Here is a 25,740-nt window from a genome sequence, read left to right on the forward strand (position 1 = left end):
GTTGAGCGTTTTTGAAATACTTGGACCGATAATGGTAGGTCCGTCAAGTTCACATACGGCCGGGGCCTGCAGGATAGGACTTATTACAGCAAAGCTTCTGGGAGAGAGACCTGCTAAGGCAGAGATTGTGCTTTCAGGCTCATTTGCGGCAACCGGTAGAGGACATGGTACGGATAAGGCACTGGTGGCAGGACTCTTGGGCTTTGAGCCTGATGACATGAGAATCCCGGACAGCTTTGAATTAGCAAAAGAGATGGGGCTTGATTTTGAATTTAAGAATAATGAGCTAAAGGATGCACACCCAAATACCGCATTGATTACAGTTACGGGAGAAAAAGGCAGGCAGGTCTGTGTACAGGCTGCATCCATAGGCGGAGGAAGAATTAAGGTAAACAAAATAGATGGTATAGAAGTTAATTTTTCGGGAGTTCTTCCAACCCTTATAGTAAATAATATAGATGCGCCGGGGCATGTGGCTGCTGTTGCAGGTACACTCTCAAGAAGCGGATTCAATATAGCCAATATGCAGCTATATCGGAATAAAAGAGGCGGTACTGCGGTTATGATAGTGGAAATGGATCAGAAGATGTCACCTGAACTTATTAAAGAAGTTGAAAGCTTGAAAGGAGTACTTAGAGTAACTTATGTATGATTCACTGGAAGAAATTGTGTCAGTATGTGAAAAAGAAAATATAGCTTTTCCGGATCTTATAATAAGAGAAGATGCTGCGGATACAGGGATTAGCGAAGATGAAGAAAAAGCTAAGATGCGGGTAATGTGGCAGGCCATGTTAAACGGTGCAAGAAACTATGATCCAAACCTTAAATCAAGAAGCGGTCTTGTAGGCGGAGACGGCTTTAAGATGCAGGAATACAGAAAAAAAGAAACGACTGTTTGCGGAGATTATATGGGAAGGGTAATTCAGGCGGCTATTGAAACCTCTGAATCAAATGCCTGTATGAAGAGGATAGTGGCGGCTCCTACAGCCGGATCCTGCGGAGTGCTTCCTGCTGTACTTGTACCTTTTTATGATGAGTATAAAATATCTGACGAAGAAATGGTTAGGGCGCTTTTTGTGGCAGCGGGTGTAGGAGAGGTGGTTGCAAAGAGAGCTTCTATTTCGGGGGCAGAAGGCGGCTGTCAGGCAGAAATGGGAACGGCGGCGGCTATGGGTGCGGCAGCACTGGTGTACCTTAAAGGAGGAAGCCCCGCTCAGATGATAACAGCCTCAGGTATTGCTATTCAAAATCTGCTTGGGCTTGTATGCGATCCGGTTGCAGGTCTTGTAGAGGTTCCCTGTGTAAAAAGGAACGTAATCGGAGCTGTAAATGCCTGTTCCGCGGCAGATGTGGCTCTTGCCGGTATTACAGTCAGAATACCGCCGGATCAGGTAATAGATGCTATGAAAGATGTGGGTGACAGCCTGAATCCAAGATTTAAAGAGACGGCCAGAGGAGGGCTTGCAATTACTCCGGAAGGAATAAAAATAAGAGACGCGATGAAGTAGCTTGCTACATGACAAAAATAGTGGTAAAATGATTTTTTAGATTATGTGATTGTTTAACAGTAAATTTCTCTGAGAGATTCTTGCTTAACATATGAGAGCGGATTTTTTGGATAAAAGGATGGATAATGGGCAAATTTGCGATTGAAGTAGAAAATGTCGGAATGAAATTTAATATGAGTTCCGAAAAAGTAGATGATTTTAAGGATTATGTCATAAAACTTATAAAAAGACAGCTTAACTACAAGGAATTTTGGGCACTTAAGGATATTTCCTTTAAGATTAAAAAAGGTGACAGAGTAGGTATAGTAGGGCTTAACGGAGCAGGTAAAAGTACACTCCTGAAGGTTATATCCGGAGTTTTAAAGCCTACTGAGGGAAGGGTAAAAATATCCGGCAGCATTGCACCTCTCCTGGAGCTTGGTGCAGGCTTTAATAAGCAGTATACGGGTGTTGAAAATATTTATCTTTACGGTGCCATGCTTGGTCATTCGAAGGCATTTATAAATGAGAAATTTGATGAAATAGTTAAATTTTCCGAACTTGGTGATTTTATAAATGTACCGGTAAAAAATTATTCATCAGGTATGAAATCCAGGCTTGGTTTTGCAATAGCAACCATAGTTGAACCCGATATACTTATTCTTGATGAGGTGCTTTCGGTAGGAGATGCAAAGTTTAGAAAGAAAAGTACCAATAAAATCAAATCCATGATTGAAAATGATGTTACGGTTCTTTTTGTATCTCATTCAATAGAACAGGTACTGGAACTTTGTAATAAAGCTATTCTTTTAGAAAAAGGACATCTTGTAGCTTATGGAAATTCTGAAGAAATAGCGGAACTTTATCAGAAGAAACTTGATGAAAAATAATAACGAGGTAATACATGATAGTTAAAGATAAAGTAAGTCTGATGTCTAAAATGGCTATATTTGAAAAGTCCCCAAAAGGAAAGGCTGTACTGAGAGATATCAGTTTTTTCAGGGCTGATCGTATAAGGTGGGATTTACTAAAAACAGGAGCCAGTGTAACAGTAGGTTATGCACTGGTTTTAGGTTTGATTATTTTATATAATCTCGAATATCTTATAAAAAATGCTACGACTCTTAATTATAAAGATATCGGGATAAAGACATTGGGGGTATATCTGGTTGTTATGGTGGTATATCTGGTGTTTACATTTTTATATTCGACATATCGGTATGGCAAAAGCAGAAAGAAGTTTTTGAAATATAATAAATTATTATCGAAGCTTGAAAGTATTTATGATAACGAGCTGGAGGAGGAAAGTAAATGATACAGCTTCTTTTGATAAGAGACAGTATTAAGAGCGTTTTTAAAAAATATAATGCGGCGATAATTCCGGTTTTAAGATTTATTGCTGCCTTTGTTACTTTTGCATTGATAAACGGAGACTTAGGCTATAATGAGAAACTTACGGGAATTTCTGTTTTGGTGTTATTGTCAGCAATATCAGCATTTTTCCCAATGGGAGTAACAGTATTTTTATCTGGAATTCTGATGATATTTCATATATATTCCGCATCGATGTTTTTGTCACTTATTTTTATAGTAATCATAGCCATACTTTACTTTCTTCTTATGCGTCTTGCGCCGGGATACAGTTCGCTTATCATAGCCATACCCGTACTTACATTTTTCCACATGGAGGCACTTGTACCTATAGCGGTAGGACTTGTCGGAAGTCCGATAGCAATCTTCGCAATGATTCCGGGAATTGTGGTTTCGGTTCTGTTTAATATTATAAAAGAAGCAGTAAAAATGTCTGCGGGAAGTATGCAAATAGAGGATAATCTCCAGATTTATGTATTTGTAATTAAATCTTTGCTTGAAAATAAACTTATGCTTTTGATGATAGCGTCTGCAATAGCTGTTTTCTTAGCTACTTATATATGTAGAAGACTGGCTGTTTCTCATTCATATATTCTGGGAATAATAGCGGGAATTATCGTTAATTTAATTGTAATGATAGTAGGCGGCCTGGTATTTGAAGTAAATGTGAGTGTACTTTGGATATTCTTGGGAAGCATAATCTCAGGAGCCTTGGCCTTTGCTGTACAATTTTTTAAATATCTTTTGGATTACAGCTCTGTTGAACATTTACAGTTTGATGATGATGATTATTTTTACTATGTAACAGCAGTACCTAAGCTTTCAGTTACATCACCGGATTTAAACATCCTTAAGATTAATGGTAATGAAACTGGGAAGGAATAGAGTGTTAAATGGAAACTATTATAGAAACAATAAGTGATTATTTTATGTGGCTTACTTTGCCGGCGTTTAAGATTACTGATGTTTTGGAAATACTTATTTTGGCATTTTTAATTTATAATATCATAAGATGGATTAAGTACACCAGAGCCTGGACATTGTTCAAGGGTCTTTTGGTGTTGCTTGCCTTTTCTATATTTGCCGCAATAATGCAATTTGATGTTATACTTTGGATAATCCGCAATACTATCAGTGTCGGAATAATTGCGTTGGTAATTCTTTTTCAACCGGAGCTTAGAAGGGCACTTGAAGACTTGGGTAAGAGGAATCTCTTTCCTAAACTTATTAATTTTTCGGGCTCGGACGATAATGACAGATTTTCGGACAGAACCATAGAGGAGCTTGTTAAGGCTTCATATGAACTTGCAAGAAATAAAACAGGTGCACTTATTGTAATCGAAAAAAATTCCAGCCTTATTGAATATGAGAAAAGCGGAATACCTGTTGATGCAATTGTCAGCAGTCAGTTGCTTATAAATATCTTTGAGCATAATACTCCGCTTCATGACGGAGCTGTAATTATGAGGGGAGACAGGATAGTGTCTGCAACCTGTTATCTTCCTTTATCTGCCAACATGTCTCTTAGCAAGGAGCTTGGAACAAGACATAGGGCAGCAGTCGGAGTAAGTGAAGTTACAGACAGTCTTACAATTATAGTTTCTGAGGAGACAGGCAGGGTTTCGCTGGCGCAGGACGGGAAAATAATCAGAAATGTAGATGGCGGAAAACTTAAATCTGAGCTGGTTAAGTTCCAAAAGCTGGATCCTTTTGCACAGGAAACCAAACGTAAATGGCAGAGGGTAAAAAAACATCTGTTTCGTAATAAACAGGATGGAGATGATTGATTATGAAGAAGTTGTTTACTGAAAATATAGGACTTAAGCTTGGTTCTGTAGTCATAGCTATAATTTTATGGATTTTAGTTGTTTATACCTATGATCCGGCGGCAACTACAAACTTTAAGATAGGAGTAGACATAATAAACGGTGAGTCTATAGCTTCTTCCGGAAAAGTTTATGAGGTTATAGAGGGAGATACCATTACCATAAGGGTAAAAGCAAATGCGAGCCTGATAAAGAATCTTAAAGCTACTGATTTTAAGGCAACTGCCGATGTCTCAAAGCTTTCACCTACTTATCATGCTAATATAGATGTAGTTTGTACCAAGTCGGATAATGTGGAAATTACCATTATCGGAAATGCAAAGATGTTGGCGGTTAAACTGGAAGATCTTGTTACTAAACAGTTTCCGGTAACAATAGAGAAATCAGGTGAGCCGGAAACAGGCTATTATGTCGGAGAAACTATTGCAAGCCCGAATTTGATAAGTGTAAGCGGCGGTAAGAAATCAGTTGAAAAAATATCGGTAGTCAGGGTAAAAGCGGATGTAAACGGTGCCAATGATTTATTTTATGCAGATGGAATTCCTAAGGCTTATGATGCGGACGGCAATGAGATAACTACGGGAAGTCTTAAATTCTCCGATAATCCGGTTAAAGTAGCTGTAAGTGTATATAAGACCAAGAATGTTTCTATTATCGTAAAAGCAGTCGGAGAGCCGTATAAAGGATATTTTGTACAGGATATCAACTATGAACCTAAGTCTGTAACCGTAGCAGGCCCTGATTCTGTGCTTTCAAAGCTAAACAGCATAAAACTTCCTTTGAATGTGGAAGGTGAAATTACGGATATTGAGGTTTCTATAAATCTTTCAGACTATATTAAAGAAGGATTATATTTAGTGGATAAAGATGTGCTGGTGAATGCTAAGTGTAATATAGTAAGACTGGGTACTAAGGAATTTGAACTTCTTCCTACTGATATAAGCCTGACTAATAAATCGGACAAGTTCAATTATGAACTAATAGATTCGGAAAAAATTAAAGTAACAATAACCGGTTTATCAGAAAAGTTAAAGAATATAGAAATTTCAGATCTTGCTCCTTATGTAGATTTGTCTAATGCTAAGGAAGTGGGAGATTATTCTTATATGGTTAAGTTTAAGGAAAATGACGGAGTAAAGGTTGAAAGTACCAAAGCTGTAACCGTGAGAGTTTCTGCAATAAACAGTAATCCGATAAATACAGTTTCTGATGGAGCAATTGATACTGCAAGCGGTTCTGCGGTTGATACTGATGAAAATCCTGATGAATCGGAAAATAATAATTCAGGTAACGGAAGTAAGGAGACAAAACCTGATAGCAGAAATGAATAAGGCAGACTTGGAGGAAAATTTTGCTAAGAATAATAAAGAATTTTAAAAAATTCAGATTTTTAATGTTTGAACTTATAAAAAAAGATATTAAATTGAAATACAGACGTTCCTATCTGGGTATCTTGTGGACTTTACTGGAACCCCTCTTAACTATGATAGTGCTTACTATTGTGTTTTCAGGCTTCTATGGCAAAAGCGACAGAGCATTTCCGATTTATGTACTTTCAGGAAGGCTGTTGTACAGCTTCTTTTCTTCCGGAACTAAGGCTGCCTGCAAGTCTATAAGGAGTAATGCTTCAATAATTAAAAAGGTATATGTTCCAAAGTATATATATCCTTTAGCATCAATCATAGCCAATTACTTTATATTTTTGATTTCTTTGTCTGTGTTGGTGGTGGTTTCACTGGTATTGGGAGTGTATCCGACCAGACATATATTTGCGGCTATAATTCCGCTTGTAACACTTTTGTTTATGACTGTCGGATTTGGAATGGTACTTGCGACAATGGCTGTGTTCTTTAGGGATTTGGAATATCTGTGGGAAGTAATGCTTATGCTTATAATGTATTCTTCAGCTATTTTCTACAATCCTGCAAAAGTAATTAAAAACGGATATGGCTGGATAATAGAGTACAATCCGGTATATGCCTGCATAGCTAATTTTAGAAATGCAATTTACGGAAGTTCTATTGACAGATGGAGTTTGTACTATTCTGTAGGAGTTGCGATGGCAAGTGTTGTAATAGGATTGTTTGTGTTCTATAGAAAGCAGGATAAATTTATATTGAACATATAGGTGTGATTGTTTATGAATATAAAAGAAATATCTTATGTCTTGTTTGCGCTAAACTATAAGATAGGCTCTGTTTTACCGGTTAAAAAGAATTTTGTGTTTTCCGTAATGACACATGATGCCTCGGAAAGCGGAAATATAAGAGCATTAACTGCTTATATGGCGAAAAAAGGCAAGTATAAATTCTACTATATGGTTAAGGAGGAGAGGAAAGCTTTTTTTCGTCTCCTCTTTGTAATTCCCTTCGTAATGAGCAGAGCTGAAATAATTCTTATGGACAATGCCTTTATGCCAATGTCGTACTTTAAGGTAAGAAAAGCAACCAAGGTGTTACAACTCTGGCATGGAACAGGAAGCATCAAAAAATTTGGGCAGGACAGCAATGTAGGAAGACTTAAGGAACTTGAGAAAAAGATAAACAGCAATATAGATTATCTTTTTGTAAATTCAGATTCGCTTATAGAAGAATATGCGGGAGCTTTCGGAGTTGACAGGAGGTCTGTATATGCAACAGGTTTGCCGAGAACAGACTGGCTTTTAAGACTTGTAAGTGATGACAGCATAGAGGAAAAACTAATTAAAATTAAGGATAAAATATCTAAAGCAAAAAATATAGTATTAAAAGATAAAAAAATAATCCTGTACGCACCGACTTTCAGAGATGATGAGGTGGATTGTCCCAAGCTTCATATAGATGTATTGAAACTATTGGAAAAGACGGAGGAAAATACTGTGCTCTTTTTAAGGCTTCATCCCTTTGTAAGCAGAGCTTTTAAGGACGAAAAATTATCCGAAAGAGTGGTAAATGTATCGGATTATCCTGATTTAAATGAGCTGATGGCAGTTTCTGACGGGCTTATAACAGATTATTCTTCACTAATATTTGATTACTGTGTACTTAACAGACCTATGTATTTCTGTGCAGATGATATAGAGGAGTTTGGCTTAGAGGGAAGAGGATTTTATCTGGATTACAATACAGACCTTCCGGGAGTTTTAACAACTTCTGAGGAAGAACTGGGAGAAACTATCGCCAAAGATTTGTCGGGTGAAGAGGACGAAGAATTTAAGTTAAAAAGAGAAAAGTTTATAAAAAAATATTATAAGTGGCTGGATGGAAATTCAGCTAAAAGAGTTTATGAGACAATAGTAGAATAATATTTAAACAAGGAGCTGTGGCACTAAAAATTAGTGTCCGGCTCCCTGTTTTTTTCATTTAATAAGCATTTTTATTAATAAAGCCCTTGAAAAATGTAAGGAATAATATCTTAAAATCTAAGCCCAGTGTCCAGTTTTCTATGTAGTACAGATCACAGTCTATTCTTTTTCGTATTGAGGTGTCTCCCCTGAAACCGTTTACCTGTGCCCAGCCGGTTATACCGGGACGTACCTGGTGTTTTACGTTGTAGCGGGGGATTTCCTCCTGGAATTTTTCTACAAAGAATGGACGCTCAGGTCTTGGACCCACTAAACTCATATCGCCTTTAAGTACATTAAAAACCTGTGGAAGTTCATCTATACTGGTTTTCCTTATGATACCGCCTATCCAGGTTACTCTCGGATCGTTTTTGGTAGTCCAGGCCTTCTTCTCGGCACCGGCATCCTGAACCTTCATAGAACGGAATTTGTACATATTAAATTCTTTGTTGTGAAGTCCGACTCTGATTTGCTTAAAAATAAGAGGACCCGGTGAGGTGAGCTTAATAAGTATACTGACTATCAGCATAGGAATACCGAATACCAACAACATGCAAATTGCACCGAATAAATCCACTATACGTTTAATAAACTTGTTAAAAGAATTACTGAGAGGTACATGTCTGATATTTATTACAGGTAAGCCGTCTATATCTTCAGTATGAGCAGTAGTAGGGATTACATTGTTGTAATCCGGTACAAATTGTGTGTGTACACCGCTTTTTTCACATACGGCAACTATATGCTCCAGTTTGTTATAATCTTTAAGCTTTAAGGTAATGGCTATTTCATCCAGTGTATGTGCACTACAGATAGATTCAAGTTCTGAAATAGAGCCTAATACCTTAATATTTCTGTATTCAGAGTTTTTGGGCTTTCCGTCATCCAGAATGCCAAGAATCCTATATCCCCACTGAGGATTGGAGATCAGCCTGTCTATATAACTCTCCGCCGCTGAGCTATAGCCCACTATGAGCATATGCTTTTGATTAAAACCTTTTCTTCTGGCAGCATGAAGCAGCTTTCTTAAAAAGAAACGGAAGGTCCAGCCAAAGAAGACATTTACTCCATAAAATATACTTATAAAGGAACGGGAAATATCACTTTCTTTTAATGCATATATCAGAACCGGAAAGGTAATAACAGACAAGGTGTTCGCCTTAAAAAAGTTCCACATTTCAAACCTTAGCCTGATTTGGCGCATCGGAGTATAGACTCCTGAAATCATGTATATAATCAGGTATATGGGTATAAGATATATAAGGAACTTCATGTAGTGTATCAGCGGCCACCACATGGTATGCTCGGGTGGAAATATTTCAAATTTTATAAGCCAGGCATACACAAAGGATATAATTATTATAAGTATGTCACAGATTATGTAAACTCTGTTAAGTACTTTTTGGTTTTCTCTAATCATTTATGGTACTCCTAAAAATTTATGTTACCATTATAGTACATTTTAATATATATTTCTACAATAAAAGACACAAAGAATTCACAGTAAGTTGATAAAATATGTAATATGGATAATTAGGCAGGAAAAGGAGAAAGACTGAATTATTCAAGTATTTTTTAGAAAAAGAAAGGGCTAAGGAAGATGGAAGAAAGACAAAATAGCGGTGTAAATAAGGCATTTTTGGTGCTTATACTTATTTTCTGTATGATAATTGCAGGAATGATAGGTTTTGGTATGACAGGTCTTAATGCAATAAAAAATCAGCCTGTGGCTATAGAGAATTCAGTTGAAAACGGTAAGGGTGAGGTTTCCGGCAAAGAAGATGAGGCAGATAAGGTGCCTGAAAAAAAGGAAACAGTTAAACTCCCACATACGCAGACCGGTTCTAAATTAGCAGGTGAAAGAACCGCCGATTTATCGGATGTGGTTGAGGCAGTTATGCCATCACTTGTGGCAATTACTTCTGAAGGTGAAGAAAGTATAAACAGCTGGTTTGGAACGCAGATTAGAAAAACTAAAGATATGGGCTCCGGGATAATTGTAGACAATGATGATAAAAGCTTGTTTATAATTACCAATAACCACGTTATAGAGGGTGCAAAACACCTTATGGTTGCCTTTGAAGACGGAACTACCGCAAAGGGAGAGGTAAGAGGAACTGCCGCCTATACGGATTTGGCACTTGTAGAGGTAAAACTCTCGGAACTGGATAAAAAAGTTATCAATAAAATAAAAGTTGCAAAGATAGGTGACTCAGACGGGCTCAAGGTAGGTCAGATGGTTATGGCTATCGGAAATGCACTCGGATACGGTCAGTCACTTACTGTAGGCTATGTAAGTGCAAGGGATAGGATAGTTACGGTAAATGATATAACCATGAAGCTTATCCAGACCGATGCTGCGATTAATCCGGGAAATTCGGGAGGTGCTCTTCTTAATCTTAACGGTGAAGTAGTAGGTATTAATTCGGTAAAATTTTCAAGCAGAGCGATAGAAGGAATGGGGTATGCCATACCGATGGCGACTGTAAAACCTCTTATAAATGAACTAAAATCTTCTAAGCATCTCACAGATACCGAAAGAGGATATTTGGGAATTTTTTACAGAGAAATTGATGATTCTACACATGAAGCCTTCAACCTACCATACGGACTGTATATTTCGGATGTAGCCAAGAACGGCGGAGCAGAGAAGGCAGGACTCTTAAAGGGTGATATAATAATAGGATTAAATGATAATGAGACCTTGAAATCCGATGCCATTAACTCTATAATTTTAGGTAAGCGTAAGGGAGACAAGGTTAAGGTTACTTTTTACAGATATGAAAACGGAGAATATGTGAAACATGAGGTTACGGTAACTCTTGCGGAAAAACCTGAAGTTAAAAATTAGATTTTGGAGGTTTACTTGATAAACGAATTTGAATTATTTGCACCCTGCCATTTTGGGCTTGAGTCGGTATTAAAAAGAGAAATTACAGATCTTGGCTATGAAATAACCGAGGTTGTTGACGGCAGAGTATCTTTTAAGGGAGATTCGGCTGCTATAGCCAGATGTAATGTATTCTTAAGAACAACGGAGAGGGTTATGCTTAAGATAGGCAGCTTTAGGGCAGTAACCTTTGACGAATTATTTGAAAAGACTAAGGCTCTGCCTTGGGAGAACTTCATACCTAAGGATGGCAAATTTTGGGTTAAAAAAGCTTCTTCTATTAAAAGCAAGCTGTTTTCGCCGTCAGATATTCAGAGTATAGTAAAGAAGGCAATAGTTGACAGATTGTCAGGCAAATATAATATTTTAAGATTTCCTGAGGATGGAAGTGAATACCCTATAAGAATTACTATACTTAAGGATGAAGTAACAGTCGGACTTGATACTTCGGGAGATTCACTGCATAAGAGGGGATACAGAAAACTTACCGTAAAGGCTCCGATTACGGAAACCCTTGCAGCCGCCCTTATAAGCCTTACTCCATGGAAAAAGGACAGGATTCTCATAGATCCGTTTTGCGGAAGCGGTACTATTCCTATTGAGGCAGCAATGATAGTACTGAATATAGCACCGGGAATGAGCAGAGATTTTCAGGCTATGAGCTGGGATAATATCCTTCCTAAAAGTCTGTTTACTAATGCAAAAAAGGAAGCTATGGACTTGGTTGACAGAGATTCAAAACTGTCTATTCAAGGCTATGATTTAGATCCTTCAGCACTTGATGCGGCAAGAGGGAATTTGGCTTTGGCAGGGCTTGAAGGAAGTATACATTTTCAACAGAGAGATATGCGTGATATAAGCAGTGCTAAAAAGTATGGATTTATTATTACCAATCCTCCTTATGGTGAAAGACTTGCGGAAAAGGCGGCAATGCCGCAGCTTTATAAGGAGATGGGCGAGGCATTTGCAAGACTTGACGAATGGTCATATTATATAATTACAGGCTTTGAAGATGCGCCAAAGTATTTTGGCAGAAAGCCTGATAAGAACAGAAAAATATATAACGGAATGATGAAAACATATTTTTATTCTTATCAGGGTGCAAAGCCGCCAAGACAGAAATTTTAACTCAGGGCTGACACTCTTTCGTGTTAAGTCTTGAAAAATAAAGTTATTACTGTATAATAGAAATGCTGGTTATATTAAAGATTATATACCGGACATTAATATTTTGGGGTAACTTGTAAATGAACTCGAAAGAAAGAACAGCTGAATTAAGGAAAATAACAGGTGTCGGTGTCTCATTTATGACAGTGGCCTTGTTATTTTCTTCTGTTTTTTCGGGTGGTATGTTTTAGAAAACTAAACTTTGAATGACCTTATCTATATGTAAGACCGTGTATGGATTTGAAAATTATTCAGAACAGTGACAAGATGAATGCTTGTGCGGAAGCTGTATATTACGCGGTTGTACAGGCCATTAAGGAAAAAGAGGAATAATGGATAAAATAGTTTTTGCAACAACAAATGCCGGGAAGATAAAAGAGATTAAAGAAATACTTTCTGATTTTGATGTAGAAGTGGTTTCCATGAAGGAAATGAACATTACTGCGGATATAGAAGAAAATGGTGCTACTTTTGAAGAAAATTCGCTGATTAAGGCAAGAGCTGTATCAAAGCTTACCGGCTTACCGGCTTTAGCTGATGATTCCGGCCTTGAAGTAGATTACTTAAACGGAGAGCCGGGTATATATTCTGCCAGGTATCTGGGCAGGGATACAGATTATGACTATAAAAATAACTATATTATAGATAAGCTTAAAGAGGCGAAAGGTGAAGAAAGAAGTGCCAGGTTTGTCTGTGTGATTTCACTTGTGCTCCCTGATGGCAGAGAATTTGTTAAGAAGGGGGTTATGGAAGGCAGAATAGGCTATGAGATAAAGGGGGAAAACGGTTTCGGCTATGATCCCATCTTTTTTCTGCCGGAGTACGGCAAGACTTCTGCAGAGATTTCCGCTGAAGAAAAGAATAAAATAAGCCATAGAGGAAAGGCTTTAAGTGCTATGAAGGAGCTGATTGCAAGCTTATAAAATGATTTGTGCTTTATGATAAATATATTCTAATTGTTAGGAAAGAGGAAAAATTAGTGGACATAAGTGTTAAAGTATTTGAATTATATGTAGAGAATTCAAATCTTAAAATAGGAATAAGAGTGAGAGGAGATTATGATTCAAGGGTGAGGAGGCCTATGGTTACGGTTATCTTTGATAATGGAAAAGAAAACCGCAGAATTCCCATGCCGATTCAGGCTTACTATCCGAGTGAAGACTTAAAAACTTTTGACTTTTTTGCAGGGTATTCTTATATCTTAAATCAGATTTTTATTAAAGACTATGGTTCTGAGAAGATGAGAATGAGTTTGGAGATATCTTACGGTGACAATTTATTTATAAAGCCTGTAATGACGGAATCCAGTGATTTGCTTATTTACGGCTCAGAATTTTATAAAGTGGGCTTTGGTAAAAAGTATAAGGATATTGTTATTACTCCTTTGGCATCCGAGCAGGATACAAGTATTAAAAATGTTGTGCTCAGGGTTTTGCAGGGCGGAATAAGCTTCTTATGGAGTCTTATCCTTATTCTTATATCAATAATTTTATTTCCGATTTTTACGGTTGAAGCCTTATTAAACTTTATATACTGTGTTAAGCCTGCGCCAAGAAACAATAAGCTTGGTATAATGAAAATTTTATTCCATATAAAGTGGAGAATAAGCGGTATTATAAGAAAAAATCTGAGTTTCGGTTACTTGAAATTAAGCTTGGCTAAGTTGGGATTTTACCTGTTTAGGCTGTTTAAGGTAAAGAAAAACAGAATAGTATTTATTTCAAACAGAAGAGATAATATCAGCGGAAATTATGAGTATATTTATGATAAATTAATAGATAATAAAGAACTGGATGTCAGAACTGTTTTTGATATTAATGAAGGTTATTTTACCTGCTTTAAGTATGGTTACTATATGGCTACGGCTAAGGTTTTGCTTGTAGATGATTATATTGGACTGATTTATAAGATTCCGAGAAGAGAAGACAATTATCTTATACAGGTATGGCATGCCTGCGGAGCGTTTAAAACCTTCGGATTTAGCAGACTTGGAAGACCGGGAGGACCGAAGCAGAAGAACAGTGACCACAGAAATTATGATTTTTGTACAGTCAGTTCCTCTGAGATTTGTAAATATTATGCAGAGGGATTCGGTTTGTCTATTGAGAAGGTTATACCTACCGGAGTTCCGAGAACCGATATTTTCTTCAGTGAAGCATATAAGGAAAAGGCAAGAGAAGAATTTTACGGTAAATATCCTGATTTAAAAGATAAAAAGATAGTATTATTTGCGCCTACTTTCAGGGGAAATGGTAAAAAGTCAGGCTTCTATCCCGAAAATCGTTTTGATTTTATAAAATTGTATGAGCATTTTAACGGAGAATATGTTATTATAATAAAGCATCATCCTTTTGTAAATAACAGGGTGGAAATTCCTGCTGAGTATGAAGGAAAGATTATTGATATGTCCGAAAATGAGGAGTTAAATGAGCTTTTATTTATTACGGATGTATTGATTACCGACTATTCCTCAGTAGTATTTGAGGCAAGTCTCCTTGATATTCCGATGATTTTCTATTCTTTTGATTTGCAGAATTATATTGCAACAAGAGGATTTTATTATGAATATGACTCCTTTGTACCGGGTAAAATAGTCTACAATATGGATTCTCTTATTGAAGCCATAGAGAATAAGGACTTTGAAAGCGAAAAGATAGATGCTTTCAAACACAAGTTCTTTGATGAGTTAGACGGTAAAGCGGGACAGAGGGTAGCTAATTTAATAGTCAGTTTACTTGATAAATAGGAGGTTATTATGGTATTTGCAGTTATTTGTGCAGGCGGTATAGGAAGCAGAATGGGAAATGCAGAGAAACCAAAGCAGTATCTTAATGTGGGTGGAAAACCAATCATTTTACATACTATTGAAAAATTTGTGGTAAATGAGCAGTTTGAAAAGGTTATTGTGCTTGTGCCTGAAAGCTGGATAAACTATACAAGGGATATAATTAAAAAACATCTTAAGGGAGTGGAAAAGGTTGAGGTCTTAGCCGGCGGAGCTGACAGGAATTCTACCATTATGAATTCTATCAAATATATTGAGGATAATTTCACTCTTGATGATGATACTGTAATAGTTACACATGATGCGGTAAGACCGTTTGTTACCCATAGAATAATAATGGATAATATTGAAGCCGCTGTTAATGTAGGAGCTTGTGATACTGTTATTCCGGCAACCGACACAATTGTGGAAAGTATGGATGGTGAGAAGATAAGCAGTATTCCGGACAGGTCAAAGGTATATCAGGGACAGACACCGCAGAGCTTTAAGGCTAAGCGTCTTAAAGAGCTTTATTTATCACTTACTGATGAAGAAAAGGCCATACTTACAGATGCGGCTAAGATTTGTCTTTTAAAGGGTGAGCCTGTACATCTTGTAAGAGGTGAGGTATTTAATATCAAAATAACCTATCCTTATGACTTGACAGTGGCAGAAACTTTGATTAATACAGATAGGGAGTAAAATATGTTAAATACTGTATACAGATTGGTTGCTCCAAGAAGATTTGAAGTTGCATTTTCGGATATAGAGCTGTTTAAGGAAAATCAGGTTATAGTCAGACCGCAGTTTTTATCTATTTGTCACGCAGACCAGAGATATTATCAGGGGCTTCGTCCGGCAGATATACTTGCAAAAAAACTTCCTATGGCACTTATACATGAGTCGATAGGAGTGGTTGTACAGTCATGCGCAGATAATGTAAAGGTGGGAGACAGGGTAGTTATGATACCTAATACACCTGTGGAAACAGACGAGTACATTGCCGAGAATTACCTCAGAAGCTCTAAGTTTCGGGCAAGCGGATTTGACGGTTTTATGCAGGATTTGGTTGCTCTTGATGCTGACAGGGTGGTTAAGCTCCCTGAGGGGATTGATAATCATGTGGCATCTTTTATAGAACTTATGAGTGTAAGTGTACATGCAATTCTTAGGTTTAAGAGCATAGCGCTTGGCAGAAGAGATAATATTGCTATCTTCGGTGACGGCAATCTTGGTTTTATTACAGGAATTTTTCTGAAATCAATGCTTCCCGGGTCGAAGCTTTCTATATTCGGTGTGAATGAGGATAAGCTTGCAAGTTTTTCCTTTGCTGACAATACCTATAATGTTGCCGGAGAAATTAAAGGTGTCAGTTTTGACCATGCCTTTGAATGTGTGGGAAATGCAGCAAGCGGACAGGCAATAGAGAATATTATAGATTTTATTAATCCTGAGGGAAGTATATCATTGCTCGGAGTATCCGAATATCCTGTACCGATTAATACAAGAATGGTACTTGAAAAGGGATTAAGACTCTTTGGAAGTAGCAGAAGCGGCTTGACTGACTTTAATATGACAGTTGATATGCTTAAAGAAAACCCTTGGATGGTAAACTATTTAAGTAACATAATAAACAACATTGTACCGGTAAAAGATATAGCTGACATGAACAGAGCCTTTGAACTTGACATACAGAAACCGGGCGGTAAAACCATAATGGAATGGAATAAATAAGGCTTAGATATAATCATGGCTTATAGGAATGGGAGGATGTAGTTTTTGGAACGTTTTGAGATAAAAATACTGAAATTAAATGTAACGGAAACTACTTTAAATATAGGTATTAAAGTTACGGGAGAGTATAATCCTAAAGTTAGAAATCCTATCGTTACCATAATATTTACATCAGGTGATAAATACAGAAGACTTCCCATTCCCATAAGCTCATATCAGCCGGAAATAAATCTAAAGCGGTTTTTTATTTTAGCTGAGTATTTTTACTCGCTTGAAGATTTATTTATTGATTATAAAAATCCTGATAAGCTTGAAGTTAAAATAGAATTTTCTTATGGCAGGCAAATTTTCTCTGATTTAATTTTAAATCCTGCAAAAGGTATTAATATAACCGGTTCAAAAAAATATTCAGTATTTATTAATAAAGATAATTTAGGTATAAGTTTAATAAGAATAGCTAATGATAAAAATAAGGTCGTAAAGGTAATTATCCAAGGTTTAAGTGGGATAATTTCATTTGCTTGGGGTATATTTCTGTTTGCATTGGCTGTTATACTTATGCCTTTTTTCTTTGCAGAAGCCCTGTTTGAAGCCTTAGCCATCATTTCTACCAACTCTCCGAAGAAGTATGGGGGGATAATGGGTATCATAGAGCATATGAGATGGAGGGCAGAACTTATACTTGATAAAAAAATCGGACTTAGTACATTTAAGAATCTGATGACTAAGTTTGGCTTTTATCTTTTCAAGTTTTCAAAGCTTAAAAGCAACAGGGTTACATTTATATCGAACCGCAGAAACAAGATAAGCGGAAATTATGAAAATATTTATAAAGAGCTTATTAAAAATGAGAATATAGAGATAAAAACTGTATTGGATACCGGAGAAAGTCTTGTTTCCTGTTTTAAATACGGTTATTATCTTGCAACCTCAAAAGTAATCCTGATTGATGATTATATTCGTTCTGTGTATGAGATAAAAAAACGTAAAGATAATTATTTAATTCAGGTTTGGCATGCCTGCGGTGCTTTTAAGACTTTTGGCTTCAGTAGGCTTAGCAAAGAAGGGTGCTGGCCTCAGGAAAGCCGTTCACACAGAACCTATGATTATTGTACCGTAAGTTCTGAAAAGGTGGCAAAATATTATGCAGAAGCTTTTGGAATGAATATAAACAACATAATATCTACAGGTGTGCCAAGAACTGATATATTTTTTGATGATAATTATAAACTTAAAACCAGAGAAAAGATTTATGCCTCTTATCCAATGCTTAAGGATAAAAAAGTTATTCTTTTTGCTCCGACATTTAGGGGTTCAAGCAAAAATGAGGGGAATTATCCGCACTATCGCTTTGATTATGAAAAAATATTTGAAAAATTCGGTGATGAGTACAGAATCATAATAAAGCATCATCCTCATGTAAATAATAAGCTTACCATACCTGAAAAATATAAGGATAAAATAATAAATTTATCCGGAAATGAAGAACTTAACAACCTGCTATTTGTTACTGATGTGCTGATAACCGATTATTCGTCTGTAATATTTGAAGCCTGCCTGTTAAATATACCTATGTTGTTTTATGCATTTGATTTACAGGAATATATTTCTTCTCGAGGTTTTTACTATGAGTATTTAAGCTTTGTTCCGGGTAAAGTAGTTTACAATATGGATGAAATTATTACCGCACTTGCGGATAATGACTTTGAATCAGAAAAAACAGAAAACTTTAAAAAAGAATTTTTCGACGACTTTGATGGAAATTCAGGCAGGAGAGTATGTCAGTTTATAGAAAAACTTATGGGATAAATCCCAATTATTCACGCCATAGGTCACAGACCTCATATTCCGTGTATTACAGTAGGATGAACTGTTTTCGGTCTGCGACTTTGGGGTAATATTACCAAACATCTGCAAAATATCGTAATGGGGGACCTGCGGCTTGATTACGATATTTCGCAAGATGTTTCGTGAATAATATGGGATAAATTTTGGGTTTAAATATTGTTTCAAATAGTATATAATGTATCAGACATAATAAAGAAAAGGAGTTATAGGAATGAACAAGGGTAAGATAACAGAGTTATTGCAGACAAAGGGAATGGAATATGATGAGACTTCAGGCTCTTGGTACGGAACAGTTTCAGGCTTGGCTATGAGGCTGGTTCAGAGCATTGATGGAAAAAATTATGATATAGTTGTTTCTGTCACTAACGGTAGTTTGCCTGACAAGCAGAGTATGAATGAAATAGCATCCGGCGAAAGTTCTATTGCAAGAGCAACAGTTAAACAGTATAATGTGAGCTTTACAATAAAGAAACCTTTTACAGATAAAGCCTTTCTTGAGAACATAGAGGCAGCCATTTCTGCTCTGCCTGCATTATTAAAAAATGCAGGATGGAAGAACTGCTGTGAGGTCAGCGGAAGAAATGACAACCTTGTATTCTGTATGGTCGGCGGTGAGGTAAAGCTTCTTTGTGATGAAGAATACGGTAAAGCTGAGCTCACAATTAAAAACAGAAGCTACAGTAAAAGTGAAAAAGGTGAAAATGTAGTTACAGGTATTGTTGGTGCACTTCTCGGAAGTTTTATAGGTGTAATTGCAATAGTATTAATAGGTCAGCTTGGTTATGTTTCAGTTTTTGCGGGACTTATAATGGGTGTATGTACAGTTAAAGGCTATGCGATTTTAGGTGGAAAGCTTTCAAAAAAAGGTGCATTAATATCAGTAATAATAATGTTTGCCATGACTTATGTTGCGGCAATCTTAGATGCCTGTGTGTATATAATAAGACAGGACAGCGAAGCTATGGCATATCTTGAGGGGCTTATTCCACTTATTGCTAAAGCTATATTTACAGAGTCAAATTCTATTGTTGAATTTGTTAAGCTTTTGGCATTTACCCTGATTGGAGCTATTCCTGCTATGGTAGGAATATTTAGAGGCGATAAGTTATCTGTTATGGCTTATAAACTTAAAGAAGTCAGACAGGATGATGGATACGGATTTTAATATAAAATATAATTTCTAGGTAAATATCCCGCGGCACTCGCTGTATAGCCTGTTGCTCGCGGGAGTAAATTTTTGGAGGATATAATGGGAATTGCAGGTATGGATATAAAGCAAACTCTGGTAAGAGGCGGACTTACACTTGCAGCAGTCTTATGCCTTGGGAGGGTTGAAACTGTAAGGGCAGGAGTTGTAGAAGCTAACGGAAGTACCGATGCCTACAATATTCAACAGGAATTAAATAAGACAGGAAGAGTTACCCTGAAAAAAGGCGGAACCTATAGACTGTATGATTCCCTTGTTTTAGGGAGTAATATGAGTATAGAAGCTGAAGGTGCAACCATAATCTGTGAAAAGCCCATTGCTTTCAATATTCCGGAAAAGACCGGTTATAAGTCAGCAGTTAACATTAGTATAAACGGCGGTAACTGGAAGTCTGAAGCTGACGGATATTATGCATCTTCCTTTAAGTTCACACATGCAAGTAATATTAAACTTACAAATATGAAGATAAGGGCGGCTAATCTGTCGGGGCATAGTATAGAGCTTGTGGCCTGTAAAGATGTGGTTATAGATAACTGCGACATAGCAGGTCTTGGAAGTTCGGATTCCATGACGGAAGAGGCGGTTCAGCTTGACATTGCATCTTCCGTAACAGCACCGTTTTTACGAGATATACCTTTTAGAACAGATTTAGCGGCTGAACTTTATAATAAGGCAGGTTGCAAGAATATTACCGTCAAGAACTGCAAGATAGTAGGTAATAGGGGTGTTGTGGCAAATCATACAAAGAATGACGGAGATGCAATAAATTCAATTCATGAAAATATCATACTTATCGGAAACAAAATAACCGGTCTTAAGGGTGAAGGGGTTGTACTTTTTAATACTAAATCAGCTACGGTTAAAAACAATAAAATCGAAAGTCTCAGAAAAGGAAGGTCTGATGCTTATACAGTAGGGCTTCATATAAGCACATTTTCAAATAATAAGGCTCTTAAAAAGGCTGTATTTAAGATAAGGGGCAATACCATACATGGCGGCAGACAGGCGGTTATGGTTTATTCTCATTCAGGAATTAAATTCGGAAAGGCTGTAATTGAGAAAAATAAGCTTTTTTGTAAGGCCGGAAAAGAATTTGCAATTCATGCAAAGGAGCAGAGTATAAAAAAAGTAGTTATTAAATCTAATACTGTTAAGACCTATAAAGATAAATAATTTGAACCCGATATAAGAATTATTTATAACAATTATTAAATATTTTTTTCTATTTCTACTTGAATATATTGGGTATATGTGCTACAATTCTAACAATTTGGGCATAGATAAAAAGAAGGGAGGGAGAGCAAATAATAAACTTTTGTTCTTCCTTTTTCTTTTGCCATAAATGTCCTTTGTTAGTTTGTTTAAAAGGTTTTGGAGGAAATTAATGAAAGCATATTTGATTCTTGAGGATGGAACGGTTTTTACGGGCGAATCTTTTGGAGCCAGAACAGAAGTTATCAGCGAAATAGTTTTCAATACTTCTATGACAGGCTATCTTGAAATACTTACCGATCCGAGTTATGCAGGACAGGCAGTTACAATGACCTATCCTCTAATCGGTAATTACGGGATTAATTATCAGGACATGGAGTCAAAGAAGGCTCATCCTGATGGTTTTATAGTTCGTGAAATAGCCGGTAAGGCATCTAATTTCAGAAATGATGATTCTCTGTCAAGATTTTTGGTTGATCAGGGAATTACAGGTATTTCCGGTATTGATACAAGAGCACTTACAAGGATTCTTCGTGAAAGTGGTACCATGAACGGTATGATAACCACTGATGAAGCAAAAATTGGAAGTGCTAATATTTTAAATAAAATTAAGCGTTACAGAGTAGAAGGTGTGGTTGCCAAAGTATCCTGTAAAGAAAAGGAAGTCTTTGAACCTTCTTTTGCAAGAAGACCTGATAAGGTATTTAAACCTGAGTTTCAGTTTAAGAATGATTTCATTACAGAAACCAGATATAGGATAGCTCTTATGAACTTTGGGGCTAAGAAAAACATAGTTGATTCTCTGCTTAGGAGAGGCTGTGAGGTTACGGTTTATCCGCAGGACACTAAGGCTGAAGAAATATTTAAGGATGAGCCTGACGGAATTATGTTAAGTAACGGTCCCGGGGATCCTGCTGAATGTACAGATATAATAGAAGAACTTAAGAAACTTTTTGACGGAGACATTCCAATCTTTGGTATCTGCCTCGGACATCAGCTTATGGCACTTGCAAAGGGAGCAAGGACTGAAAAGATGAAGTATGGTCACAGAGGGGCAAATCACCCTGTAAAGGATCTTTCTACAGGAAGGGTATATATATCGACGCAGAACCATGGATATATGGTGGTAGATAAGAGTATGCCGGAGTCAGTTGCCACTACAAGCTTTATAAATGTAAATGATGGTACTGTAGAGGGTATACGTTACACAGGCAAGAGGATATTTACGGTACAGTTCCATCCTGAGGCTTGTTCGGGCCCGCTTGATACAGGATATTTGTTTGATGAGTTTCTAAGGGAGGTTAGTGATGCCAAGAATAGCTGATATAAAGAAAGTAATGGTTTTAGGCTCAGGTCCTATAGTTATAGGTCAGGCAGCCGAATTTGACTATGCAGGTACACAGGCTTGTCGTTCCCTTAAAGAAGAGGGTATAGAGGTGGTGCTTGTCAATTCTAACCCTGCTACCATAATGACAGATAAAGATATAGCGGATAAGGTTTATATAGAGCCACTCAATGTAGCTGTGGTTAAAAAGATAATTAAGGAAGAGAAGCCTGACAGCATACTTCCTACCCTTGGAGGACAGGCAGGACTCAACCTTGCCATGGAGCTCGAGGAAAGTGGTTTTCTTAAAGAAAATAATGTAAAACTGATTGGAACTACTGCTTTAACCATAAAGAAGGCTGAGGACAGACTTGAGTTCAAGAATACAATGGAGAAACTTAAGGAGCCTGTAGCTGCCTCTACAATAGTAGAAGACGTAGAGGCGGCTGTAGAGTTTGCTAAGGAAATTGGCTATCCTATAGTGGTAAGACCTGCTTATACACTTGGCGGTTCAGGCGGTGGTATAGCAGAGGATGAGACTTCGCTTCGCCTGATTTGTGAAAACGGTTTAAGACTTTCAAGAGTCGGACAGTGTCTTATAGAGCGTTCCATAGCAGGTTGGAAGGAAATAGAATATGAGGTGATGAGAGATGGCAGAGGTAACTGTATTACAGTCTGCAATATGGAAAACCTTGATCCTGTAGGTGTACATACGGGAGACAGTATAGTAGTTGCGCCTTCACAGACACTATCGGATAAAGAGCATCAGATGCTCAGAACCTCTGCACTTAACATAATTGACGAGCTTGGAATTACCGGAGGCTGTAATGTGCAGTATGCACTTAATCCGGAGACCTTTGAATACTGTGTTATAGAGGTAAATCCCAGAGTAAGCCGTTCATCCGCGCTTGCTTCAAAGGCTACAGGCTATCCTATAGCTAAGGTAGCGGCTAAGATTGCGCTTGGTTATACTCTTGATGAAATTAAAAATGCTGTTACAGGCAGAACATTCGCAAGCTTTGAGCCTGCTCTTGACTATGTGGTAGTTAAGATACCAAGACTTCCTTTTGATAAATTTATCACTGCAAAGAGAACCCTTACCACTCAGATGAAGGCTACCGGAGAAGTTATGAGTATATGTACCAACTTTGAAGGTGCGCTTATGAAGGCGATCCGTTCTTTAGAGCAGCATGTGGACAGCCTTATAGTTAATTATTACGAAGGCTTTACTGACGAAGATATAAAAGATGAACTGCTTAAGGTGGATGACAGAAGAATCTTCCTTATTGCAGAGGCTATCAGAAGAGGAATTACTCCTGAGTATATCTATAAGGTAACTAAGATAGATGAATGGTTTATTGATAAAATTGACCGTCTTGTAAAATGCGAGCTTCGTCTTAAAAATGAAGAACTTACAAGAGAGCTTTTATTTGATGCAAAGCGTATGGAATTTCCTGATAAGGTTATAGCTAAGCTTACAAATAAGACTGAAAAAGAAATATACGAGCGTAGAATTAAAGAAAATATAGTAGCCGGCTTTAAGATGGTAGATACCTGTGCCGCTGAGTTTGAAGCGGTTACGCCATATTATTATTCCTGCTTTGACGGTGAAAATGAGAATACCGCGGTTACTGACAAGAAAAAGGTACTGGTACTTGGTTCAGGACCTATCAGAATAGGTCAGGGTATTGAGTTTGACTTCTGTTCGGTACACTGTGTATGGGCATTTGCCAAGGCAGGCTATGAAACTATAATTATAAATAACAATCCTGAAACTGTAAGTACTGACTTTGATATAGCAGACAAGCTTTATTTTGAGCCGCTTACACCTGAGGATGTAAGAAATGTAGTTGAGCTCGAAAAGCCTTATGGGGCTGTGGTACAGTTTGGAGGACAGACCGCTATCGGGCTTACCAAGGCACTTATGGAAATGGGAGTTAAGATACTCGGAACTTCCGCAGAAGATGTAGATGCCGCGGAGGACAGAGAGTTATTTGACAATATCTTAAATGAAACAGGTATTCCGAGAGCTTCGGGCGGAACCGTATTTACAGCGGAAGAGGCGGTAGAAGTAGCAAACAGACTTGGCTACCCTGTACTTGTACGTCCTTCTTATGTACTTGGCGGAGCAGGCATGAGAATAGCCATATCAGATTCGGATATCAGAGAATATATAAATATAATTAACCGTAATGTGCAGGAGCATCCTATTCTTGTAGACAAGTACCTTATGGGTGAGGAGCTTGAAGTAGATGCGGTTTGTGACGGCGAGGATATCCTTATACCGGGTATAATGCAGCATATAGAAAGAGCCGGTATTCACTCGGGAGACAGTATATCTGTATATCCTTCACAGAATATTTCAGAGGAACTTATTAAAAGGATTGAAGATTATACCAGAAAGCTTGCAAAGAGCCTTCACGTAATAGGACTTGTAAATATTCAGTTCATTATCTATGAAAATGAAGTTTATGTAATAGAGGTAAACCCTCGTTCAAGCCGTACCGTGCCTTATATAAGCAAGGTTACGGGCATACCTGTAGTGGAACTTGCGGCCAAGGTAATTATGGGTAAGAAGATAAGAGAGCTTGGTTTTGAGCCGGGACTTCAGAAAGAAGCACCTTTTGTAGCGGTTAAAATGCCTGTATTTTCGTTTGAAAAGTTAAGAGGAGCAGAAATATCCCTAGGACCTGAAATGAAGTCAACAGGAGAGTGCCTCGGTATAGCAAAGACCTTTGATGAAGCTTTGTTTAAGGCTTTCTTAGGTGCAGGCATAGACCTGCCTGTACATAAGAAGATGATAATTACAGTCTGCGATGAGGATAAGAAAGAAATTGTACCTATAGCTGCAGGATTTAATAAGTTAGGTTATGAGATATACGCAACCAGAGGTACAGCGGAAGTGCTTAAGAACAACGGAGTAGAGGTTACTCAGGTAAACAAGCTTGAACAGGCGGCTCCTACACTTATGGATCTCTTGCTTGCTCATAATATCGACCTTGTAATAGACACTCCTTCAAAGGGAGCAGGCAGGTCAAAGGATGGTTTCCTTATAAGGCGGGTTGCCATAGAAACAGGTGTTTCTGTAATTACAGCCCTTGATACGGCTACAGCCCTTCTTAGAAGCTTAACCAATTCTCATAAAGAAGAACTTGAAATGATAGATATAGCCAAGGTTGATTCGAGGGGGAATGCGGATGGTTAATATTAAAGATGTGCTGTCATTTAATTACTATACTTATAAACAGCCTTTTACGGGCAGTGATAAGGGTAAAAGATATAGGATAGCAAGATTTGAGAAGGAAATTCCGGGAGAAGAAGGTACGGAATCTTCCAAAGAGTTAGTTTTTCAGGCTACTCTTTGGAAGGATTATCTTTCCTATGAAAATACTCCGAAAGAAAAAATGCTGATAAAAGAATTTGAATTTTCTCCTGAGGGATTAAAGGAAGTTGTTGACTGGATTAATGAGACGGTTGTGGAATAAGGTTGGGAGAAAGTTTCCCTGTAAAAAGCGATTAAGAAAAATCTTAGTCGCTTTATTTGTTTATATTGTATATTAAACTTTTAAATATTTATATTCATATTTA

The 25,740-nt window shown here is 37.3% G+C and carries 22 protein-coding genes; 21 read left to right on the forward strand and 1 reads right to left on the reverse strand.

Annotated features, from left to right (window positions below):
• Window position 1 precedes the first annotated feature (1 nt).
• The 9 genes from sdaAB (at window position 2) to GCWU000282_RS00320 (ending at window position 7,967) form a co-directional block, all read left to right on the forward strand.
• Complete coding sequence (gene sdaAB / locus GCWU000282_RS00280; protein ID WP_035038855.1) at window positions 2-652, forward strand: L-serine ammonia-lyase, iron-sulfur-dependent subunit beta; 651 nt, start codon at window positions 2-4, stop codon at window positions 650-652.
• Entirely contained in the window at window positions 645-1,508 is an 864-nt protein-coding gene (gene sdaAA, locus GCWU000282_RS00285) for an L-serine ammonia-lyase, iron-sulfur-dependent, subunit alpha (RefSeq protein ID WP_023352964.1), read from the forward strand. Before sdaAB ends, sdaAA begins: the two co-directional genes overlap by 8 nt.
• 125 nt (window positions 1,509-1,633) lie before the next feature.
• Window positions 1,634-2,377, forward strand: a complete 744-nt coding sequence (locus GCWU000282_RS00290) for an ABC transporter ATP-binding protein (protein ID WP_023352965.1) — start codon at window positions 1,634-1,636, stop codon at window positions 2,375-2,377.
• Between the two features lie 14 nt (window positions 2,378-2,391).
• Window positions 2,392-2,802 carry a hypothetical protein gene (locus tag GCWU000282_RS00295; RefSeq protein WP_023352966.1) on the forward strand — a complete coding sequence of 137 codons (411 nt, stop codon included), beginning with the start codon at window positions 2,392-2,394 and terminating at the stop codon, window positions 2,800-2,802.
• On the forward strand, window positions 2,799-3,743 hold the full coding sequence (locus GCWU000282_RS00300; protein ID WP_023352967.1) for a hypothetical protein: 945 nt from the start codon (window positions 2,799-2,801) through the stop codon (window positions 3,741-3,743). Before GCWU000282_RS00295 ends, GCWU000282_RS00300 begins: the two co-directional genes overlap by 4 nt.
• Window positions 3,744-3,751: 8 nt before the next feature.
• Entirely contained in the window at window positions 3,752-4,645 is an 894-nt protein-coding gene (cdaA, locus tag GCWU000282_RS00305; protein WP_023352968.1) for a diadenylate cyclase CdaA, read from the forward strand.
• Window positions 4,646-4,647: 2 nt separating this feature from the next.
• Window positions 4,648-6,015, forward strand: coding sequence for a CdaR family protein (locus tag GCWU000282_RS00310; protein ID WP_023352969.1), 1,368 nt, complete (start codon window positions 4,648-4,650; stop codon window positions 6,013-6,015).
• Between the two features lie 20 nt (window positions 6,016-6,035).
• The gene (locus GCWU000282_RS00315) at window positions 6,036-6,812 is read left to right on the forward strand and encodes an ABC transporter permease (protein ID WP_035038860.1); all 777 of its coding nucleotides are present in this window, start codon (window positions 6,036-6,038) and stop codon (window positions 6,810-6,812) included.
• A 12-nt stretch (window positions 6,813-6,824) separates the two neighbouring features.
• Window positions 6,825-7,967, forward strand: coding sequence for a CDP-glycerol--poly(glycerophosphate) glycerophosphotransferase (locus GCWU000282_RS00320; protein ID WP_023352971.1), 1,143 nt, complete (start codon window positions 6,825-6,827; stop codon window positions 7,965-7,967).
• A gap of 58 nt (window positions 7,968-8,025) precedes the next feature.
• Here GCWU000282_RS00320 and GCWU000282_RS00325 read toward each other — a convergent pair whose 3' ends face one another.
• The gene (locus tag GCWU000282_RS00325; RefSeq protein ID WP_023352972.1) at window positions 8,026-9,426 is read right to left on the reverse strand and encodes an undecaprenyl-phosphate glucose phosphotransferase; all 1,401 of its coding nucleotides are present in this window, start codon (window positions 9,424-9,426) and stop codon (window positions 8,026-8,028) included.
• 180 nt (window positions 9,427-9,606) lie between these two features.
• On the opposite strand from GCWU000282_RS00325, the gene GCWU000282_RS00330 reads away from it, so the two are divergent.
• The 12 genes from GCWU000282_RS00330 to GCWU000282_RS00385 all read left to right on the forward strand — a co-directional run bounded on the left by GCWU000282_RS00330 (window position 9,607) and on the right by GCWU000282_RS00385 (window position 25,637).
• The gene (locus tag GCWU000282_RS00330; RefSeq protein ID WP_023352973.1) at window positions 9,607-10,857 is read left to right on the forward strand and encodes a S1C family serine protease; all 1,251 of its coding nucleotides are present in this window, start codon (window positions 9,607-9,609) and stop codon (window positions 10,855-10,857) included.
• An 18-nt stretch (window positions 10,858-10,875) separates the two neighbouring features.
• Entirely contained in the window at window positions 10,876-12,024 is a 1,149-nt protein-coding gene (locus GCWU000282_RS00335) for a THUMP domain-containing class I SAM-dependent RNA methyltransferase (protein WP_035039236.1), read from the forward strand.
• Between the two features lie 371 nt (window positions 12,025-12,395).
• Entirely contained in the window at window positions 12,396-12,986 is a 591-nt protein-coding gene (locus GCWU000282_RS00340) for an XTP/dITP diphosphatase (RefSeq protein ID WP_023352975.1), read from the forward strand.
• Between the two features lie 56 nt (window positions 12,987-13,042).
• Window positions 13,043-14,809: a CDP-glycerol glycerophosphotransferase family protein gene (locus tag GCWU000282_RS16135; protein WP_084295311.1), complete on the forward strand. Its 1,767-nt coding sequence runs from the start codon at window positions 13,043-13,045 to the stop codon at window positions 14,807-14,809.
• Between the two features lie 9 nt (window positions 14,810-14,818).
• The gene (locus GCWU000282_RS00350) at window positions 14,819-15,529 is read left to right on the forward strand and encodes an IspD/TarI family cytidylyltransferase (protein WP_023352977.1); all 711 of its coding nucleotides are present in this window, start codon (window positions 14,819-14,821) and stop codon (window positions 15,527-15,529) included.
• Window positions 15,530-15,532: 3 nt separating this feature from the next.
• Window positions 15,533-16,561 carry a ribitol-5-phosphate dehydrogenase gene (locus GCWU000282_RS00355; protein WP_023352978.1) on the forward strand — a complete coding sequence of 343 codons (1,029 nt, stop codon included), beginning with the start codon at window positions 15,533-15,535 and terminating at the stop codon, window positions 16,559-16,561.
• 45 nt (window positions 16,562-16,606) lie between these two features.
• Window positions 16,607-18,370, forward strand: a complete 1,764-nt coding sequence (locus GCWU000282_RS15645; protein ID WP_023352979.1) for a CDP-glycerol glycerophosphotransferase family protein — start codon at window positions 16,607-16,609, stop codon at window positions 18,368-18,370.
• Between the two features lie 250 nt (window positions 18,371-18,620).
• Window positions 18,621-19,574, forward strand: a complete 954-nt coding sequence (locus GCWU000282_RS15650) for a hypothetical protein (protein ID WP_023352980.1) — start codon at window positions 18,621-18,623, stop codon at window positions 19,572-19,574.
• An 84-nt stretch (window positions 19,575-19,658) separates the two neighbouring features.
• On the forward strand, window positions 19,659-20,789 hold the full coding sequence (locus GCWU000282_RS00370) for a right-handed parallel beta-helix repeat-containing protein (RefSeq protein ID WP_023352981.1): 1,131 nt from the start codon (window positions 19,659-19,661) through the stop codon (window positions 20,787-20,789).
• A 211-nt stretch (window positions 20,790-21,000) separates the two neighbouring features.
• On the forward strand, window positions 21,001-22,152 hold the full coding sequence (locus GCWU000282_RS00375; protein WP_035038865.1) for a carbamoyl phosphate synthase small subunit: 1,152 nt from the start codon (window positions 21,001-21,003) through the stop codon (window positions 22,150-22,152).
• Window positions 22,136-25,357 carry a carbamoyl-phosphate synthase large subunit gene (gene carB, locus GCWU000282_RS00380; protein ID WP_023352983.1) on the forward strand — a complete coding sequence of 1,074 codons (3,222 nt, stop codon included), beginning with the start codon at window positions 22,136-22,138 and terminating at the stop codon, window positions 25,355-25,357. Before GCWU000282_RS00375 ends, carB begins: the two co-directional genes overlap by 17 nt.
• A complete protein-coding gene (locus tag GCWU000282_RS00385; RefSeq protein WP_023352984.1) occupies window positions 25,350-25,637 on the forward strand; it encodes a hypothetical protein in 288 nt (95 codons plus the stop codon). The genes carB and GCWU000282_RS00385 overlap by 8 nt, the downstream gene beginning before the upstream one ends.
• Window positions 25,638-25,740: the final 103 nt, after the last annotated feature.

The organism is Catonella morbi ATCC 51271, from assembly GCF_000160035.2.
Taxonomy (GTDB): domain Bacteria; phylum Bacillota; class Clostridia; order Lachnospirales; family Lachnospiraceae; genus Catonella; species Catonella morbi.

Excerpts from the sequence above, each read along its gene's own strand:
- sdaAA (WP_023352964.1), top strand. The coding sequence starts at position 645 with ATGTATGATTCACTGGAAGAAATTGTGTCAGTATGTGAAAAAGAAAAT.
- GCWU000282_RS00290 (WP_023352965.1), top strand. The coding sequence starts at position 1,634 with ATGGGCAAATTTGCGATTGAAGTAGAAAATGTCGGAATGAAATTTAAT.
- GCWU000282_RS00295 (WP_023352966.1), top strand. The coding sequence starts at position 2,392 with ATGATAGTTAAAGATAAAGTAAGTCTGATGTCTAAAATGGCTATATTT.
- GCWU000282_RS00300 (WP_023352967.1), top strand. The coding sequence starts at position 2,799 with ATGATACAGCTTCTTTTGATAAGAGACAGTATTAAGAGCGTTTTTAAA.
- cdaA (WP_023352968.1), top strand. The coding sequence starts at position 3,752 with ATGGAAACTATTATAGAAACAATAAGTGATTATTTTATGTGGCTTACT.
- GCWU000282_RS00310 (WP_023352969.1), top strand. The coding sequence starts at position 4,648 with ATGAAGAAGTTGTTTACTGAAAATATAGGACTTAAGCTTGGTTCTGTA.
- GCWU000282_RS00320 (WP_023352971.1), top strand. The coding sequence starts at position 6,825 with ATGAATATAAAAGAAATATCTTATGTCTTGTTTGCGCTAAACTATAAG.
- GCWU000282_RS00325 (WP_023352972.1), bottom strand. The coding sequence starts at position 9,426 with ATGATTAGAGAAAACCAAAAAGTACTTAACAGAGTTTACATAATCTGT.
- GCWU000282_RS00330 (WP_023352973.1), top strand. The coding sequence starts at position 9,607 with ATGGAAGAAAGACAAAATAGCGGTGTAAATAAGGCATTTTTGGTGCTT.
- GCWU000282_RS00340 (WP_023352975.1), top strand. The coding sequence starts at position 12,396 with ATGGATAAAATAGTTTTTGCAACAACAAATGCCGGGAAGATAAAAGAG.
- GCWU000282_RS00350 (WP_023352977.1), top strand. The coding sequence starts at position 14,819 with ATGGTATTTGCAGTTATTTGTGCAGGCGGTATAGGAAGCAGAATGGGA.
- GCWU000282_RS00355 (WP_023352978.1), top strand. The coding sequence starts at position 15,533 with ATGTTAAATACTGTATACAGATTGGTTGCTCCAAGAAGATTTGAAGTT.
- GCWU000282_RS15650 (WP_023352980.1), top strand. The coding sequence starts at position 18,621 with ATGAACAAGGGTAAGATAACAGAGTTATTGCAGACAAAGGGAATGGAA.
- GCWU000282_RS00370 (WP_023352981.1), top strand. The coding sequence starts at position 19,659 with ATGGGAATTGCAGGTATGGATATAAAGCAAACTCTGGTAAGAGGCGGA.
- GCWU000282_RS00375 (WP_035038865.1), top strand. The coding sequence starts at position 21,001 with ATGAAAGCATATTTGATTCTTGAGGATGGAACGGTTTTTACGGGCGAA.
- carB (WP_023352983.1), top strand. The coding sequence starts at position 22,136 with ATGCCAAGAATAGCTGATATAAAGAAAGTAATGGTTTTAGGCTCAGGT.
- GCWU000282_RS00385 (WP_023352984.1), top strand. The coding sequence starts at position 25,350 with ATGGTTAATATTAAAGATGTGCTGTCATTTAATTACTATACTTATAAA.